At 65.6% G+C, this 16,329-nt stretch carries 13 protein-coding genes and 2 pseudogenes; 11 read left to right on the forward strand and 4 right to left on the reverse strand.

Annotated elements, in window-relative coordinates:
• Position 1 precedes the first annotated feature (1 nt).
• On the forward strand, positions 2 to 625 hold the full coding sequence (locus CKW46_RS05910; RefSeq protein WP_117436264.1) for an NUDIX hydrolase: 624 nt from the start codon (positions 2 to 4) through the stop codon (positions 623 to 625).
• Here CKW46_RS05910 and thiE read toward each other — a convergent pair.
• On the reverse strand, positions 597 to 1,259 hold the full coding sequence (gene thiE, locus CKW46_RS05915; protein ID WP_015354397.1) for a thiamine phosphate synthase: 663 nt from the start codon (positions 1,257 to 1,259) through the stop codon (positions 597 to 599). The two genes, CKW46_RS05910 and thiE, sit on opposite strands and share 29 nt — an antisense overlap.
• Before the next feature lie 161 nt (positions 1,260 to 1,420).
• Between thiE and thiO the strand changes: the two genes are divergently transcribed.
• The 4 genes and pseudogenes from thiO to CKW46_RS05935 all read left to right on the forward strand — a co-directional run bounded on the left by thiO (position 1,421) and on the right by CKW46_RS05935 (position 4,220).
• Positions 1,421 to 2,440, forward strand: coding sequence for a glycine oxidase ThiO (gene thiO, locus CKW46_RS05920; RefSeq protein ID WP_015354398.1), 1,020 nt, complete (start codon positions 1,421 to 1,423; stop codon positions 2,438 to 2,440).
• Positions 2,437 to 2,634 (forward strand): sulfur carrier protein ThiS, encoded by a 198-nt coding sequence (gene thiS / locus CKW46_RS05925; RefSeq protein WP_011740713.1) that lies wholly within the window; start codon positions 2,437 to 2,439, stop codon positions 2,632 to 2,634. Before thiO ends, thiS begins: the two co-directional genes overlap by 4 nt.
• A complete protein-coding gene (locus CKW46_RS05930) occupies positions 2,627 to 3,421 on the forward strand; it encodes a thiazole synthase (RefSeq protein WP_012392668.1) in 795 nt (264 codons plus the stop codon). Before thiS ends, CKW46_RS05930 begins: the two co-directional genes overlap by 8 nt.
• 17 nt (positions 3,422 to 3,438) lie before the next feature.
• A pseudogene (locus tag CKW46_RS05935) lies at positions 3,439 to 4,220 on the forward strand (SGNH/GDSL hydrolase family protein).
• A 2-nt stretch (positions 4,221 to 4,222) separates the two neighbouring features.
• Here CKW46_RS05935 and CKW46_RS05940 read toward each other — a convergent pair.
• Positions 4,223 to 4,747 carry a serine/threonine protein kinase gene (locus tag CKW46_RS05940; protein WP_117436269.1) on the reverse strand — a complete coding sequence of 175 codons (525 nt, stop codon included), beginning with the start codon at positions 4,745 to 4,747 and terminating at the stop codon, positions 4,223 to 4,225.
• Positions 4,748 to 5,245: 498 nt separating this feature from the next.
• On the opposite strand from CKW46_RS05940, the gene CKW46_RS05945 reads away from it, so the two are divergent.
• The 5 genes and pseudogenes from CKW46_RS05945 (at position 5,246) to CKW46_RS05965 (ending at position 10,744) form a co-directional block, all read left to right on the forward strand.
• Complete coding sequence (locus CKW46_RS05945; protein ID WP_012392672.1) at positions 5,246 to 5,578, forward strand: CD225/dispanin family protein; 333 nt, start codon at positions 5,246 to 5,248, stop codon at positions 5,576 to 5,578.
• Positions 5,579 to 5,592: 14 nt separating this feature from the next.
• Positions 5,593 to 6,018 (forward strand): DUF2752 domain-containing protein, encoded by a 426-nt coding sequence (locus tag CKW46_RS05950; RefSeq protein WP_015354400.1) that lies wholly within the window; start codon positions 5,593 to 5,595, stop codon positions 6,016 to 6,018.
• A 132-nt stretch (positions 6,019 to 6,150) separates the two neighbouring features.
• Positions 6,151 to 7,668 carry a M28 family metallopeptidase gene (locus tag CKW46_RS05955; RefSeq protein WP_117436263.1) on the forward strand — a complete coding sequence of 506 codons (1,518 nt, stop codon included), beginning with the start codon at positions 6,151 to 6,153 and terminating at the stop codon, positions 7,666 to 7,668.
• A pseudogene (locus tag CKW46_RS05960) lies at positions 7,665 to 9,138 on the forward strand (M28 family peptidase). Before CKW46_RS05955 ends, CKW46_RS05960 begins: the two are co-directional and overlap by 4 nt.
• A gap of 112 nt (positions 9,139 to 9,250) precedes the next feature.
• Positions 9,251 to 10,744 carry a neutral zinc metallopeptidase gene (locus CKW46_RS05965; RefSeq protein WP_252872414.1) on the forward strand — a complete coding sequence of 498 codons (1,494 nt, stop codon included), beginning with the start codon at positions 9,251 to 9,253 and terminating at the stop codon, positions 10,742 to 10,744.
• Positions 10,745 to 10,774: 30 nt separating this feature from the next.
• On the opposite strand, the gene CKW46_RS05970 is transcribed toward CKW46_RS05965, so the two are convergent.
• On the reverse strand, positions 10,775 to 14,011 hold the full coding sequence (locus CKW46_RS05970) for an MFS transporter (RefSeq protein ID WP_117436261.1): 3,237 nt from the start codon (positions 14,009 to 14,011) through the stop codon (positions 10,775 to 10,777).
• A 475-nt stretch (positions 14,012 to 14,486) separates the two neighbouring features.
• Here CKW46_RS05970 and CKW46_RS05975 point away from each other — a divergent pair, with 475 nt between their 5' ends.
• A complete protein-coding gene (locus CKW46_RS05975; RefSeq protein WP_117436260.1) occupies positions 14,487 to 16,013 on the forward strand; it encodes an adenylate/guanylate cyclase domain-containing response regulator in 1,527 nt (508 codons plus the stop codon).
• Here CKW46_RS05975 and CKW46_RS05980 read toward each other — a convergent pair.
• Positions 16,006 to 16,320 (reverse strand): hypothetical protein, encoded by a 315-nt coding sequence (locus CKW46_RS05980; RefSeq protein ID WP_015354404.1) that lies wholly within the window; start codon positions 16,318 to 16,320, stop codon positions 16,006 to 16,008. The two genes, CKW46_RS05975 and CKW46_RS05980, sit on opposite strands and share 8 nt — an antisense overlap.
• Positions 16,321 to 16,329 lie beyond the last annotated feature (9 nt).

Genomic DNA, 16,329 nt, shown 5'->3' on the forward strand with positions numbered 1-16,329 from the left:
CGTGCGGGGCGACGGCGACGGTTGGGTCATCTCCGAGAGCGGTGTGCACTACTGGGGCCGATTTGGCTCGGCCGGGCTGCTGCTTCGAGCGCCGCGACCCGACGGCACCGCAGCCGTGTTGTTGCAGCATCGAGCGTTCTGGAGCCATCAAGGCGGCACCTGGGGCTTGCCGGGGGGCGCCCGCGACAGCCACGAGACTCCGGAACAGACGGCGCTGCGCGAAGCCCACGAAGAGGCACGACTGCCGGCCGAGCGGCTGACCGTGCGGGCGGTGACGGTGACGGCCAGGCCCAGCGGCACCGCATGGACCTACACGACGGTGATCGCCGACACCCGGGAGTTGCTGCACGCGGTCCCCGATCGGGAGAGCGCGGAGCTGCGCTGGGTTGCCGAGGCCGAAGTGGTGGACTTTCCGTTGCATCCCGGATTTGCCGCCAGTTGGCAGGGGCTGCGCTGCGCCCCGGTGACCGTGCCGCTGGAGCGGTGCGATCAACGTCGTGAACTCCTGCCGCGCACTGTGGAGGTTGAGCCGGGCGTGTTCGTCTGGTGCATGCCCGGGGACGCCGATCAGGTGCCCTCGCAGCTGAGTCCGCGGGTCATATCGCTGCTAGAAGCTCTGACTTGAGCTTTGCCGCGGCCTCCCGCGGGTCGTCGGCCGCGGTAATCGCCCGCACCACCACGATCCGTCGGGCACCGGCGGCGAGAACCTCGGGCAGGCGCACCCCGTCGATGCCGCCGATGGCAAACCACGGTTTGGCGCCGGCGACGTCGGCGGCGAAACGGACCAAGTCCAGGCCCGGCGCCGTGCGGCCCGGCTTGGTCGGGGTGGGCCAGCAGGGCCCGACGCAGAAATAGTCGACCGCCCCGATCGCGGCCGCGGAAACCTGGTCGCGGTCATGAGTGGATTGGCCGATCAGCGTGGCCGGTCCGGTGATTGCGCGTGCCACGTCGACCGGAAGGTCACGCTGACCGAGGTGAAGCACGTCGGCGCGCGCCGCGCGGGCGATATCGGCGCGGTCGTTGACCGCGAACATGGCTGCGTGTCGAGCGGCCGCGTCGGCCAGGATCTCGCAGGCGGCGAGCTCGTCACGCGCTTCGAAGGGGCCAAACCGCTGTTCACCGGCCGAACCTTTGTCGCGCAGCTGGATGATGTCGACACCGCCGGCCAGGGCGGCGTCAGCGAAATCAGCCAGGTCACCGCGCTCACGGCGGGCATCGGTGCACAGATAAAGCCTTGCGGTAGCCAGTCGGGAGTGCATACCGAGACGTTAGCGCGCTAGCTTAGAACCGGAGCGCAACCCTGAAGAACACGGGAGTCCCGGGTAACCAGCGGGGCTGAGAGTGGGCACAGCCGGTGTACAACCGGGCCTGTCCTGACCGTCACACCTGATCCGGGTCATGCCGGCGAAGGGAGCAGTAGATGTCATCCCCATCCATGGGGTCGCTGGCTGTCATTGGTGGCGGCGTTATTGGCCTGTCGGTGGCACGGCGGGCAGCACAGGCCGGATGGGCCGTGCGGGTACATCGCCGTGCCGAACCGGGCGCCTCCTGGGCAGCCGGTGGAATGCTTGCCCCGCACAGCGAGGGTTGGCCCGGTGAAGAACGGTTGCTGCGGCTCGGGCTGGAGTCGCTGCGGCTGTGGCACGAGAGCGGCTTTCTGGACGGGCTGCCACCGCAGGTGGTTACCGCGCGGGAATCGCTGGTGGTGGCGGTGGACCGAGCCGACGTCGCTGACCTGCGCACCGTCGCGGATTGGTTGTCCGAGCAGGGGCACCCGGTGAGTTGGGAATCGGCCGCCCGCGATGTCGAACCTCTGCTGGCCCAGGGCATCCGGCACGGCTTCCGTGCCACCACCGAGCTGGCGGTGGATAATCGCGCCATGCTGGACGCACTGGCCGTCGACTGTGAGCGACGTGGCGTCACCTGGGCGGGGCCGGTCGCCGATTTGTCCGATGCCACCGGTGACGCGGTGGTGATTGCCAATGGCATCGACGCTCCCGCCTTGTGGCCGGGCCTGCCGGTTCGTCCGGTGAAGGGTGAGGTGCTGCGGTTGCGTTGGAGAAAGGGTTGTATGCCTTTGCTGCAGCGGGTGGTACGCGCCCGCGTACACGGGCGCCAGGTGTATTTGGTGCCGCGCGCGGATGGGGTGGTGGTGGGGGCGACCCAGTATGAGCACGGACGTGACTTGGCCCCGGTGGTGTCGGGCGTGCGTGACCTGCTCGAGGATGCTTGTGCGGTAATGCCGGCCCTCGGCGAGTACGAGTTGGCTGAGTGCACAGCCGGATTGCGTCCGATGACACCGGACAACCTGCCCATCGTGGGCCGCCTGGACGCACGCACGCTGGTGGCCGCGGGTCTAGGCCGATCGGGATTCCTGTTGGCACCGTGGACCGCCGAGCAGATCGTGTCCGAGCTTGTTCCGATCGGAGCGCACTCATGATCGTCGTTGTCAACGAGCGCCGTGTCGAGGTCGAGGAGCAGACCACCGTGGCCGCGTTGTTGCAGTCGTTGGGTTTCCCCGATCGGGGCATCGCGGTGGCATTGGACTTGGCGGTGCTGCCACGATCTGACTGGGCGACAGAGCTTTCCGAAGGTGATCGACTCGAGGTGGTAACGGCGGTGCAAGGTGGTTGAGTCCAAGCTGACGATCGCCGACCGCAGCTTTGCTTCGCGGCTCATCATGGGCACCGGGGGAGCGAGCAATCTGGCGGTGCTGCAGGAGGCGCTGGTGGCTTCGGGTACCGAACTCACCACCGTCGCGATCCGCCGGGTTGACGCCGAGGGCGGCACCGGACTGCTCGACCTGCTCAACCGGCTCGGGATCACGCCGTTACCCAACACCGCCGGGTGCCGCAGCGCGGCCGAGGCGGTGCTGACCGCGCAATTGGCTCGCGAGGCGCTCGCCACCAATTGGGTAAAGCTCGAGGTGATCGCCGACGAACGCACCTTGTTGCCCGATGCGATTGAATTGGTCAGAGCGGCAGAACAGTTGGTCGACGACGGCTTCGTCGTGCTGCCCTACACCAATGACGACCCGGTGCTGGCCCGTCGCCTGGAAGACACCGGTTGCGCGGCAGTGATGCCGCTGGGATCGCCGATCGGGACCGGCCTGGGGATCACCAACCCGCACAACATCGAGATGATCGTTGCCAGCGCGGGTGTTCCCGTGGTTCTGGATGCGGGTATCGGCACCGCCAGTGATGCGGCGCTGGCGATGGAATTGGGTTGTGACGCCGTGCTGTTGGCCACCGCGGTGACGCGGGCGGCGGACCCGGCGGCGATGGCCGCGGCGATGTCGGCCGCCGTCACCGCCGGCTACCTGGCGCGTCGTGCCGGCCGGATACCGAAGCGCTTCTGGGCCCAGGCGTCGAGCCCCACCCTGGTGACGACGCAGTCACCCGGTGCGGAGTCGGGCAATTGAGTTCCATCCCCACGGCGATGAAACGTTATGTCGCCCTCGGTAGTTCGATGGCGGCAGGTCCAGGCATCTCCCCGCGCGCACCGGGCGCGCCTCGGGGATCGGGGCGATCGGCACGCAACTACCCGCACCTGGTGGCCGAACGACTGAATCTGGATCTGGTCGACGTCACCTACTCGGGTGCGACCACCGCTGCCGTGCTGACCGACAACCAGCGGGGGCGCCGCCCCAGATCTGCGCATTGGACGGATCGGAAGCCCTGGTAACAGTCACCATCGGGGGCAATGACGTCGGCTACATCCCGTTGCTGATAGTCGCCTCGCTGCCCAACTTCGCGCGGCGACTACCGATGCTTCGCGGCTGGGTAGCAGATCTGCTTGACCGTGACGCCCGGGATCGTGCCCTGGCAACGGTATTCGATTCACTGTGTGAGGTTGGCCGTTCGATACGGAAGCGATCTCCAAGTGCCCGGGTTCTGTTTGTCGACTATCTGACGTTGTTGCCGCCGGCGGGAGTTGGCGCCCCGCCGTTGTCCGAGGCCGACGCGGCGCTTGGTCGCCATGTCGCCGAAACGCTGGAGCGACTCACCGCCGAGGCCGCCGTCGAGACGGGTTGCGAGATCGTGCGTGCCGCGGCGGCCAGCCGCGACCATCACGCGTGGTCGGTGCAACCCTGGGCGGAAAAAACCGGGAGACTCGCGAGATACGTTGTCCCGCTGCCGGGCCGGCCTGCGCCACTTCACCCTAACGAGGCCGGGATGCACGCGGTGGCGCGGGCGATCACAGCGCAGTGGGGGCGGTGAGGTCAGCCGTTGTTCTGCCACCACCGGTAGAGCGAGGGCACGTCGGTATTGGCGCCACGTATGTCGCTGAGAACGTTTTTGGCATCGGTGGTCCAGATGATCTCGGCCGCACCGTCGTGGGTGTCGCAGGCCACCTGTCCAGCTGTCCCGGAGGTGCCCTGGTGCCAGGTGGTGGGTGACTGGCTCTCCCCACAGGAGGTCAGTGTCTCGTCGTTGAGACCCGCTTTGAACTTGCCGTTCATGGCGTCGGTGTTGGCAAACAGGATGTACCTGGCCTCAGCGGGTCCGGCGGAGTCGGCGCTCTGGTCGCACACGAGTTCGGCCAGCTCGCCTGGGTTGATGGGTTGGGGGGCGCAATTGGTGAGGTCGTAGCCCTTCGACAATGACTCGGCAAGCGTGTCCACATCGGCCGGGTTGCCGTTGTCGGGTTCTGCGCTTGCGGTACCGATGCCAATACCTAGGTAGGCGAAGCTTCCCATCAGTGCGGCAGCCGTGGCGGCGCGCAGCACGGTGGTGAGGTGAGTCATCCATGACTCCTTCGGGTCGTCGGGGCGAGGCGGATTCACGCTGGCACCCAGGAGTTTATTTGTGTTGCACATGGGAAAACAGACCCTTTCCGGCAATTGGCGGCATGACGATGTGACCATGCAACATGTTCCGATAGCAATTGTCTGTCTTGGAATCGATAGTGATACGCGGTGCACGCGCTCGTATTCGCGACTGTTTCGAGGTACCTCCAGGCGAGCCCCGGCGCGAGCTGATGTCTCGCTGAAATAACAAGGGGAGCAGTCTATTTAGTGGATACTCCGGGGCGGCGAAACCGGCGTCGAGGCTCGGCCGAACGGGCCTGGTTCAGGCTCCGGCGCGGCGGCCAAGCGGGGCCGAAAATTTCGACGAGTGCATGGGTGCTTGGACCGCAGATGCGTGGCCGCACAATTTGCTCGTAGTTGCTGCCATCGAGACGGTCACTCCGGTATGGTAAGCACCGCTTTACGTCAGCTAACTTCTCTTGATCTGGAGAATCCATGACACAGCCACCACCGCCCGGATACCCGCCGCAGCAGCCGCCTGCCGGGCAGCAACCCGACAACTATTTGGTCTGGTCCATTCTGGTGACGTTGTTCTGCTGTCTTCCCCTCGGGATCGTTGCGATCGTCAAGTCCACGCAGGTGAGTGGCTTGTGGGCGCAAGGGCGTTACGCGGAGGCCCAAGCGGCTGCTGACTCTGCCAAGAAGTTCACCATGTGGTCGGCGATCGCCGGGATCATCGTGTTCGTCATCTACGGCATCCTGATGGCCGTGGGCGCGCTGAACGCGGGGACGTCGAACGCTGCGATGCTCGCGGCGGGGATGTTCTAAGCAGGGTTGAGTTCATGGTGCCCCACCAAGGGGCGGTCCGGCTGAGTCTGGGCGCGCCGCTGTTGGTGGCGGCGTCCACGACATTGGTGTGCGCCGCCATCTGGGTGGGGGATCCAACCACTCCGCACGGCCCACTACCGGTGTGTCCCACCAAGGCACTACTGGGAATTGACTGCCCGGGCTGCGGCAGCCTGAGAATGCTGTACAGTCTGATGCACGGCGATCTGTTGGCCGCAGCCAGATTCAACGCGCTTGGTCTGGCGGCCACAGCGCTCTTGGTGTGGGCCTACCTGGTTTGGACGTACGGTCGTTTGGTTGGCCGGCGAATAGGCGGTTGGCAACGCAGTCGCTGGGCAGCACCAGTGACGTTGTCGCTGGTGCTGGTCTGGTTCGTGGTGCGCAACATACCGGTTGCGCCGTTCAACGCGCTGTTCGTCTGATTTGATTTGGTACGCCACGAAAGCCGTATCCGCTTGTGCGGGTGCGGCTTTCGCAATAGGGAAGGGTTCACGCCCCGGTCCGGCGGCCGGCCAAGCGGCGAAGCGCATCCGATGCGGTCTAATCTGGGCGCGATGGTGAAAAAATCACGGACCATGCCGGCGATGGTTGCCGTGGCTGTTGTTGCTTTCCTTGTGGTGGGTTGCGTTCGCTGGTCGACGCAGACGCAGACGCAGACACAACCGCAGCCTGCTATCAGCAACCCCGCCGCAGCCGAGTTCGCCGAGGCGTTACGCAATCGGGTGACCACCGAGGCCATGATGGGGCACCTGGCCAAGTTGCAGGAGATCGCCGACGCGAACAACGGCACGCGGGCGGTGGGCACGCCTGGCTATGAGGCCAGTGTCGACTATGTGGTCAACATCCTGCGCAACAGTGGTTTTGACGTGCAGACGCCCGAGTTTTCGGCCCGGGTGTTCCATTCCGAAAAGGGATCGGTGGACGTCGGCGGGATGACCGCGGAGGCGCACGCGCTGGAGTACAGTCTCGGCACCCCGCCGGACGGGGTAACCGGGCCGTTGCTGCTCGCGCCGTCGGATGACAGCCCGGGTTGCACTCCCTCCGACTACGACAACCTGCCGGTCAAAGGCGCGGTGGTACTGGTGGACCGCGGCGAGTGTCAGTTCGCTCAGAAAGAAGACGCCGCCGCGCAGCGCGGCGCCGTTGCACTGATCATCGCCGACAATGTCGACGAGCAGATGATGGGCGGCACCTTGGGGGTGAACACCGACGTCAAGATCCCGGTAGTGAGTGTCACCAAGTCGGTGGGGCTGCAGCTGCGCGGCAAGTCCGGGCCCGCGACGATCAAGCTCACGGCGAGCAGTCAGAGCTTCAAGGCCCGCAACGTCATTGCTCAGACCAAGACGGGGTCTACCAGCGATGTCGTGATGGCGGGTGCGCATCTGGACAGCGTGCCGCAGGGGCCAGGCATCAACGACAACGGTTCGGGCGTGGCTGCGGTATTGGAAACCGCGGTACAGCTGGGTAATTCGCCACACGTGCACAACGCTGTTCGCGTTGCGTTCTGGGGCGCCGAGGAGCTGGGCCTGATTGGATCGCGCAACTACGTCCAGTCCCTGGACCTCGATGAGGTCAAGAACATTGCGCTGTATCTGAACTTCGACATGCTGGCCTCGCCCAATCCCGGATATTTCACCTATGACGGTGATCAGTCGCTACCGCTGGATGAGCGCGGCCAGCCGGTGGTGCCCGAAGGTTCGGCGGGAATCGAGCGCACTCTGGTCTCCTATCTCAGGTTGTCCGGCAAGATCGCGCAGGACACCTCGTTTGACGGTCGTTCCGACTACGACGGATTCACCTTGGCGGGGATCCCGTCGGGCGGCCTGTTTTCCGGTGCTGAGGTCAAAATGACCGAGGAACAGGCAAAGCTGTGGGGCGGCACCGCCGATGAGCCCTTCGATCCCAACTATCACCAGAAATCCGACACCATCGACCACATCGACCGCACGTCGCTGGGCATCCAGGGAGGCGGCGTGGCCTACGCCGTGGGTTTGTACGCGCAAGACCTGACCGGCCGAAACGGCGTTCCAGTCATCGGGGACCGTACCCGCCACGTGCTCGCCAAACCATGATCCGGGCAACGGTGCAGCGTTTCGGCGCGACACTGGTACTGGCTTGTGCGTTGGCGGGATGCGCGGCGCCTAAATCACTACCCCCGACCGCGGCGCCGGACCTCAGTCGTGACCTGGCGGCAAAGGTCACCGGCGACGGCATGTTTGCGCATCTGCGGGCGCTGCAGACAGTCGCCGACTCAAACGGCGGAAATCGGGCAACGGGGACACCGGGTTACGACGCAAGCCTCGACTACGTGGTGAAAGCGTTAAAGGCCAAAGGATTTGAGGTAACCACCCCGGAATTCCAACGGTTGTACACCGTGTCGGAGGGGAAACCGACACTGACGGTCGCCGGCCGCAGCTATTCGGTGGACCAGGCCTCGCTGCTGGTCCAGACGCCACCGGGCGGGCTGGCCGGACCGCCGGTCCGGCCCAGCCGGTCAGACGGTTGCGCCGTGGCCGACTACCCGCCAGCGCTGCTCGACAACGCGATCGCCGTGGTCGACGATACGGGGTGTTCGGTGGTCGATAAGCACAACAGTGCGGTGGCCAAGGGCGCTGCCGGGCTGATCGTGATCAGTGCGGCACCGGATCGGGGAAGCTCGGCCAACCTGTTCGGTCCCGGTTACTACAACCAATTCAAGGTGCCGGTCGCGGTGGTCGGCGCCAGCGGCGCCGCCGCCCTGGCCCGCACCAACGCGCCGATCCGGCTGGTGCTCGATACCGAGAACATCCAGATCAAGTCCCGGAATGTGCTGGCACAAACCAAAACCGGCACGCCGGATGAGGTGGTCATGGTCGGCGCGCGCCTGGACAGCCCGCCGGGAAGTCCGGGGATCAACTCCGCGGGTTCCGGGGTGGCCGCTGTGCTGGAAACGGCGTTGCAGTTGGGTCCGCTGCCGCCGGTGACCAATGCGGTGCGGTTCGCTTTCTGGGGGGGACGGGATCAATGGCGCCATGGACTACGTCTTCGGAATGGATAGCGAACAGCTCAACAGCATCGCGTTGTATTTGAACTTCGACATGCTTGGATCCCCCAACGCCGGCTATTTCACCGATGACGGTGATCAGTCCGGTCTGCCCGGGACCGGCGTGAGATCGGCAGATGTGCCGGAAGGCTCAGCGGCCATTGAGCGGACGTTGGCCGGGTATTTGAACCTGGCGGGAAAGCGCCCAGCGGACATGCCGCTGAGTATCAGGTCCGACTACCACCCGTTTCTGGTGGCGGGGGTGCCGATCGGGGGCATGACCACCGGCGCCTCGCAGACGAAAACTACTGTGCAGGCCAGGCTTTGGGGTGGACAGGCAGGTGTCGCGTTCGATCCCGAGTATCTGAGCGTCGGCGACACCATCGACAACATCAACAGACAGGCATTGGAGGTCATGGGCTCGGGAGTGGCGTTCGCGGTGGGGGCGTATGCGGAGTCCATCAGGGGTGTCAACGGCGTCACCCCGCACGACAAGCGCCACCGCGCGCGAGTGTCGTGATGATGGCCGACATCGCTCGTCGGCGCATTCCGACGGTAACCGCAGGGCAACCGAACTAGGATAATTTCCTTTGTTGCTGCCGTGCAGACCAGTGTGGGACGGGGTTGGTCGAATGGATAATCGCGGGCGGAAATGGCTTGGTGTGCGTCGGTCGCGCCACAGCGGGCTGATCGCCTCGCTGTGGGCGGCCACGGCCTTCCTGACAGCACTGTTGGTGGTGGCTGGCTGTACCACGATCGTCGACGGATGTGCGCTGTCGATCCTCAACGATCCGTTCCGGGTCGGGGGTCTACCCGCGACCAACGGGCCTAGCGGCCCTCGGCCGGATGGACCCCCGCCTACCGGCACGGTGATCAATACCAACAACGGCCCGATCGACAAGCTCTCGCTACTGTCGGTCAACGACATCCAGGACTACTGGAAAGCCAACTACGAGCCCCTGCAGGGCACGTTCAGGCCGGTCAGCAAACTGGTGTCCTACGACTCCAACGACCCCAACAGCCCGATTGTCTGCCACAACGACACCTACGAGCTGGTCAACGCCTTCTTCACCTCCCGCTGCAACATGATCGCCTGGGACCGCGGCGTCTTCATGCCGGTGGCGCAGGAGTATTTCGGTGAGATCTCGGTGACTGGCGTGCTGGCGCATGAGTTTGGGCATGCCCTGCAGGTGATGGCCAAGCTGGTCACCAGGCGCGACCCCACCATCGTCCGTGAGCAGCAGGCGGACTGCTTCGCGGGCGTCTATCTGTACTGGGTGGCCGAAGGTAAGTCGCCCCGGTTCCGGTTGAGCACCGCGGACGGGCTTGACCACGTGCTCGCCGGGATCATCACGACGCGGGACCCGGTGATGGATACCGATGAGCAAAACGACGACGAGCATGGGTCGGCGCTGGACCGGGTCAGCGCGTTTCAGATGGGCTTTCTCAGCGGCACCCCCGCCTGTGCGGCGATCAACGAGTCGGAGATCGTGCGACGCCGCGGAGATCTGCCGACCGGCTTGCGGGTGGACAGCAGCGGGAACCCGGAGACCGGTGAGGTACCGATCAATCAGGACACCTTGACCACGCTGATGGAGCTGCTGGGCAAGATCTTCTCGCCGACGGATCCGCCGACGTTGTCCTATCAGCAGGCCGGTTGTCCGGACGCGAAACCCAGCCCACCGGCGTCCTATTGCCCGGCTACCAACACCATTACGGTCGACCTGCCCGCCCTGGCCGCGATCGGCAAGGTCGCCGACTCCAAACAGCACAGCCTGCCGCAAGGCGACGACACCGCACTGTCCATCGTGATGTCGCGATACGCGCTGTCAGTGCAGCATCAACGTGATCTGCCGATGCAGAGCCCGTGGACTGCGCTGCGGACCGCGTGCCTGACCGGAGTCGTGCACCGCGAGATGGCCGAGCCCATCGAGTTGCCGTCCGGGCAGCAACTCGTCCTCACCGCCGGGGACCTCGACGAAGCGGTTTCAGGGCTGCTTACCAACCGCATGGTCGCCAGTGATGCCGACGGAATCAGCGTGCCGGCCGGGTTCACCCGGATCGCCGCGTTCCGTGCCGGAGTCAGTGGCGACATGGAGGCGTGCTACTCCCGGTATCCGGGATAACGCTTCGGCGCGCGATCAACGGGGACGACATCAGGCCGGCCGCCGCGCATCGGTGCGGAGCGCGCGGGCGCTGCGGTCAATGGCGCGGCCGGTGGTCTGACCGGCCGGCCCCGATCGCAGCAACGGAATGATCTGTGGCAGTGCCGCACGGGCCGCGGCGCGCCCGGCCTCGCGGGCGGCGTCGATCTGGTGGAATTCCAGCAGTCCAACCGCACGGGTGTCCGGCCGGATGACGACCAGAGCCTCCGCTTGTGCGGCGTCGGCCACCGTGCGGCTGCCCATCATCATCGTGCGCATCAGGGTGTCGCCAATGCCGGGCACCTGTATCGGGCCGCTGCGTCGGGGCTGGCCACCGGACGGGTTTCCGCCAAACCCCACGCTCACCGCGATCATCGGGCCTTCGGCGCGGGTGAGCGCCGTGACCGGCAGGTTGTTGAGCACTCCGCCGTCCACGTGTAACTGGCCGTTGTAGATCTGGGGTGGGTAGAGTCCCGGCACCCGCAGGGAACACCCGACCACCTCGGCGACCGGCCCACGCCGGTGCACGACGGCCTGCCGGGCGAGCAAATCGACACTGACGCAACGGAACTCCTTGGGCAGCTCCTCGACCATCCGTCCCGAATAGGCTTCGCGCAGCAGGGCCATCGTGCGCCGGCCACGAACCAACCCCTTGCTCGGCAGCGTGTAGTCGCCGAGTGGGTTGTGCCGCACCAGGTATTCGAATACGTGCGCGTCCACTCCGGCCGCGTCGAGGCCACTGGCGGCCAGCGCGGCGATCACCGCCCCCATGCTGGTGCCGGCGAAGCGGTCGACGACGATTCCGGCGGCCTCCAGTTCGTCGAGAACACCTAGGTGGGTGAAGGCCCGCGCGCCGCCGCCGCCGAGCACCAGTCCGATCGAGCCGCCGGTGATGCGTGCGGCGAGCGGGCGCACGTCGTCCTTGAGGCTGCGGTAGCTGACCGAATGGGCCGAGCGCGGTGAGATCAGCTCTTCCCATCGGCTGCGATCCTCCTGGCTGGCGGGGGCACCGATCAAAACCAGGTCGGCGCCCACGGCACGCGCGGGCAGCTGCGTGTCCCGCGGCGCCGGCCCCTCCGACACCAGCACGATTCGATCCGCTGCGCGCAAGCAGAAGTCGCGCCAGCCGCTGTCATTGGCACTGGCATGCAGCACCACCTTGTCCGCGGAGGCTTCCGCGCGCTCCAGGCCGGCGCGGTCGACCCGACCGGGATCGACCGCGGTGACCCGCGCTGAGAGCGCATTGAGCAGCGCCAGGGCCACGGGTCGTACCGGCACCGCGGCGCCGAGACCGATTACCGCGATGACCGCTTCCGGCGACGCCGGGCGGCCAACGGTGGGTGGTGGTGCGGTGTGCAGCCGAGTGGCCAGCGTGCCGACCAGTGCCGCCAATACGCCCCGGTCGGCAATCCGATTGAACTGCGCCTTGCTCAGCCGTATCAGCACGGAGTCACGCATCGCCTGAACCGACGCCGAGCGCGGCGCATCGATGAGCAGCCCGAGTTCGCCGACGACTTCGCCACGGCCCAGTTCGCGAAGCACCAAGTCGCGCTGCACCACCCGCAGGCGGCCACTGCGCACCACGTAAAGAGCATCGGACGGGTCGGCCTCGTGAAACAGGTACGAACCCGCTTGCAGCTCAATCTCATCGGTGTGGTGCCTGAGTTCGGCCATGGTGGCCGCGGGCAGTCCGGCAAATAGCGGCAATTGCCTGAGGAGGTCGCCGTCGGCCGTGGTCTGAGGCAGCCGCGCTGGCGCGGCGGCGGGCCGTGGGGTAACCGGCTGCGGCCGGGCCGGCGCACGGGCGACGCCGGACTCGGGCGCACCGGCGACGTCGGCGCCCTGTTGGGTGCGGCCCAGAAAACCGGCCAAGACCGCCACCGCGGCGAAGCACACCGCCGCCAGCACCCAACCGTGTCGCAGCGCGTCGACGCCGGTGCCAGGAGCCGGTTTGCCGATCAGGATGACCAGCAGCGCCACGCCTATCACGGCACCCAGCTGGCGGGTGGTGCTGACCACAGCCGACGCCGTGGCGTAGCTGCCTCCCTTGGTCAGACCTGCCAACGCGGCACTGCCCAGCACCGGCAGGGTCGCGCCGACTCCGATCCCCTGCAACAGCTGGCCCGGCAGCCATTCCCGCAGAAAATTGGGTTCGGTCCCGACCCGTTGCAGGTACCACACCAGGCTGCCGGCCCAGATGATCGCGCCGGCCATGACGACCAGCCGGTGGCCGCGCTGGTCGGCGATGCGCCCCAGCACGGCCGCGACCACCGCGGCGATCAGCGCCGCCGGTGCGATCGCGAAACCCGCCTTGAGCAGCGAGTAGTGCCATACATAGGTGAGGTAGAGCACGTGGGTCAGGACGTAGCAGTAGAAGCCGGCCGCCGCGACCAGGGTCAGTAGGTTGCCTGCCACAAACGAGCGGACTCGTAGGAATGCCGGGTCGATCAGCGGTGTGGGATGAGACCGCGAACTCGCGACGAATGCGACCAGGGCGACGGAGCTGGCCACAAACGACCCGATGGTTGCGGTGCTGATCCAGCCCCACTCGGGGCCCTTGACCAATCCGAGGGTCATCAGGCCCAGGGCGACACCGAGCAGCATCGCACCCCGCAAGTCGGGTACTCGCCGTCGTCCCGACGCGCGACTTTCGGTGAGCACACGACCGGCCACCAACACCGCGACGATGCCGAGCGGAATGTTGACCAGAAACACCAATCGCCAGCTGGATGCCTCGACCAGCATCCCGCCGACCGGCGGGCCCAAGCCGGATGCGACGGCCGCCGCCGCTCCCCACAGCCCAACCGCATGCGCACGGTGCGAGGCATCGAATCCCTCGACGACCAGGGCCAGCGAGGCCGGTACCAGCACCGCCGCGCCGATGCCCTGCAGCACCCGGAAGCCCACCAACTGTTCGACGTCACCGGCGACGGCGCACAGCCCGGATGCGATCGTGAAGAGCACCACTCCGAACACGAACATTCGTTTGCGGCCCAGCACATCGGCCAGCCGACCCGACGCGACCAGGAAGGCCCCGAAGACGATGTTGTAGCCGTTGAGGATCCAGGACAGGCTGCTGATGTCGTAGGACGGGAACGATCTCTGGATGTCGGGGAAGGCGATGTTGACGATGGTGGAGTCGAGAAACGCCAGGAATGCCCCGAACGATGCCACCAGCAGCACGGCGGTGGCCGAAGGTTGGCGGCGGCTGGTGAGCGCGCTGCGTTCCGCCGGTGCCGAAAGGTGCACTCGCGCCGGTGTTCCGCCCGCGCTCGTGCGGTGACGGGGCGTCACCCTATCTGCGGTCTTGATGGTCATTGATGTTGGTGTAGTTGCCATTTTTACTTCTCTTTTTGACGCTGCGAGATCGGTGCCTAAGCTAAACAAATTCACCATTGTCTCCATTCACCTCGTGTCTATCGTGAATCGGACTGGGTGGCCGGTAGTCTACGATTAACAGCGCGCAAGTAAACCCCTTTAAATCATTTTCATAATTCTTTTTCTGGTGAATTTCCGACGCCCAGATCGGCCGGTGAACAGTGCGTATGCGCCGCGTTTCGGCCAGGTAGTAATTCACCGTAACTGGAATTAGAATTCATCGTACTGGGAATAAAAAAGCAATATTTCGAGTGGAATTTGGGCTAGGTTGAACGTATTCTGCGCAACAACCAAATCAGGGTTGCTGCGACCACGCGGAGAACCCAGTCGCCGTAGGGGGCGTGTGATGCACGTGAACGGTTTTGGAGGCCTCGCGGCGCAGCAGGTGGCCGCATCGCTGATCTGCTGTGCGCCCCTGGACGAGCGATCCGCGATACCGGGTCCCCAGCCGCCGGTGCGACTTCTCGTGGTCGATGATGCCGACGGTGTGGAGACGCTGTTCGGGGCCCGCTTTCGCACTGAGCTGCGCTGCGACGAATATGACTTGAGCTTCTCCAACGACCCGGTTCAGGCGCTCAAGATGGTCGGGGACAGCCCAGACATCGAGGTCCTGGTCACCAATCTCAACATGCCGCAGATGAACGGACTCGACCTGCTGACGGAAGTCGCCAAACTCGGGCGCCCGCTGAAGACGATCGTGCTCACCGCCTGCCATGACCTGGCAAACATCCGAGCGGCAATGATGCGCGGCGCCTTCGACTTTCAGCTGACACCGCTGGATCTGGAAGATCTGCGGGTCACGATCTCCAAGGCGGTCACGATTGTGCGGGAACTGCAGGCCGGTGAAGCGGCACGCCAGCGCGCCCTGGAACTCGCCGACCAAAATCGCCGGGTGGAAAACATCTTCGGCCGCTATGTGAGCGAGGAGGTGAAGACGCACCTGTTGGCGTGCCCGGAAGGACACCAGAACAGCGAACGGCGCACGTTGACGATGCTGATGGCCGACATCCGAGGTTTCACCCGACTGTCGGAGATACTCTCGCCCGAACGAGCGCTGCAGGTGCTCAACGCATACCTGGAACGCGCGACCGATGTCGTCATCCGCTGGAACGGGACGATCAACGAAATCCTCGGCGATGGTCTGCTCGTCTTCTTCGGTGTGCCCAACATGGACGGCGAAGCGGCGGAGCATGCGGTAGCGGCCGCTCTGGAGCTACAGCTGGCGATGGGCGAGCTCAACGTCAGCCACCGCGAACAAGGGCTTCCCGAGCTGGGGATCGGGATCGGTGTTCACACCGGCGAGGCCGTGGTCGGCACCATTGGCTCACCGCGCCGGCAGAAGTACACGGCGATCGGCAAGAACGTCAATCTGGTGGCCCGGATCGAGTCGAATACCGTCGGCGGGCAGGTGCTGGTTTCCGAGTCGACCTATCACGAGATCTGCGCGATCGCAGACACTTCGGGCTCAACTCAAGTGCGGGTCAAGGGGCTCACCGAACCCATCACCGTGCACGACATCACCGGGCTGGCGGGCAGGTACAACCTTCGGCTTCCCAGCATCGACCGGAAGGTAATTCCGCTTGTGGTGCCCAAGCCGATCGGCATCGCGGTCATCGAGAACAAGATCATCGGCGCCGCGCATCCGGCGGAAGTGGTCGGCAGCGGCGACGGCGCGGTTCGGGTGCGCACCGGCCTGCAGGTCGCGCCGTTTTGCGACCTGGTGCTCGATGTGGCCGGCGCGCAGGTATTCGCCAAGGTCGTCGACTGCGGCGTCGATGGCGGGATTTGCGAACTGATGGCGGTGTTCACGTCGGTCTCCGACGATGTCCGCCGGGCGCTGGCAGCCCCCAGCACCGCCAACTCGCTCAGCTGAGCTGTTCTTCGCGCTGACCGTGGTGCACCCAGCTCACCAGGAACGCCGTGACCAGCAGCCATCCAATGGCAACGGCCGGAATCGCCCAGGCACGGCGGAACAACAACGCACTGTCGCACTGATCCACCAGGGGGCCACCGCCACCTTGGGTCGCCTGGGTGAGGTCTGAGGTGAAGCCCCGGCCGCAGCTGACCTTCATGCCATACAGGTCGTAGTGATCGAGATAGACCGGCAGCCATAGCGCGAACAGACCGATGATCCCCACTACAACGCCGGCGATTCCCAGGTACAACTGGCGATGAGTCACAGCTTCTCC

The organism is Mycobacterium liflandii (genome assembly GCF_022354805.1).
GTDB lineage: Bacteria > Actinomycetota > Actinomycetes > Mycobacteriales > Mycobacteriaceae > Mycobacterium > Mycobacterium marinum.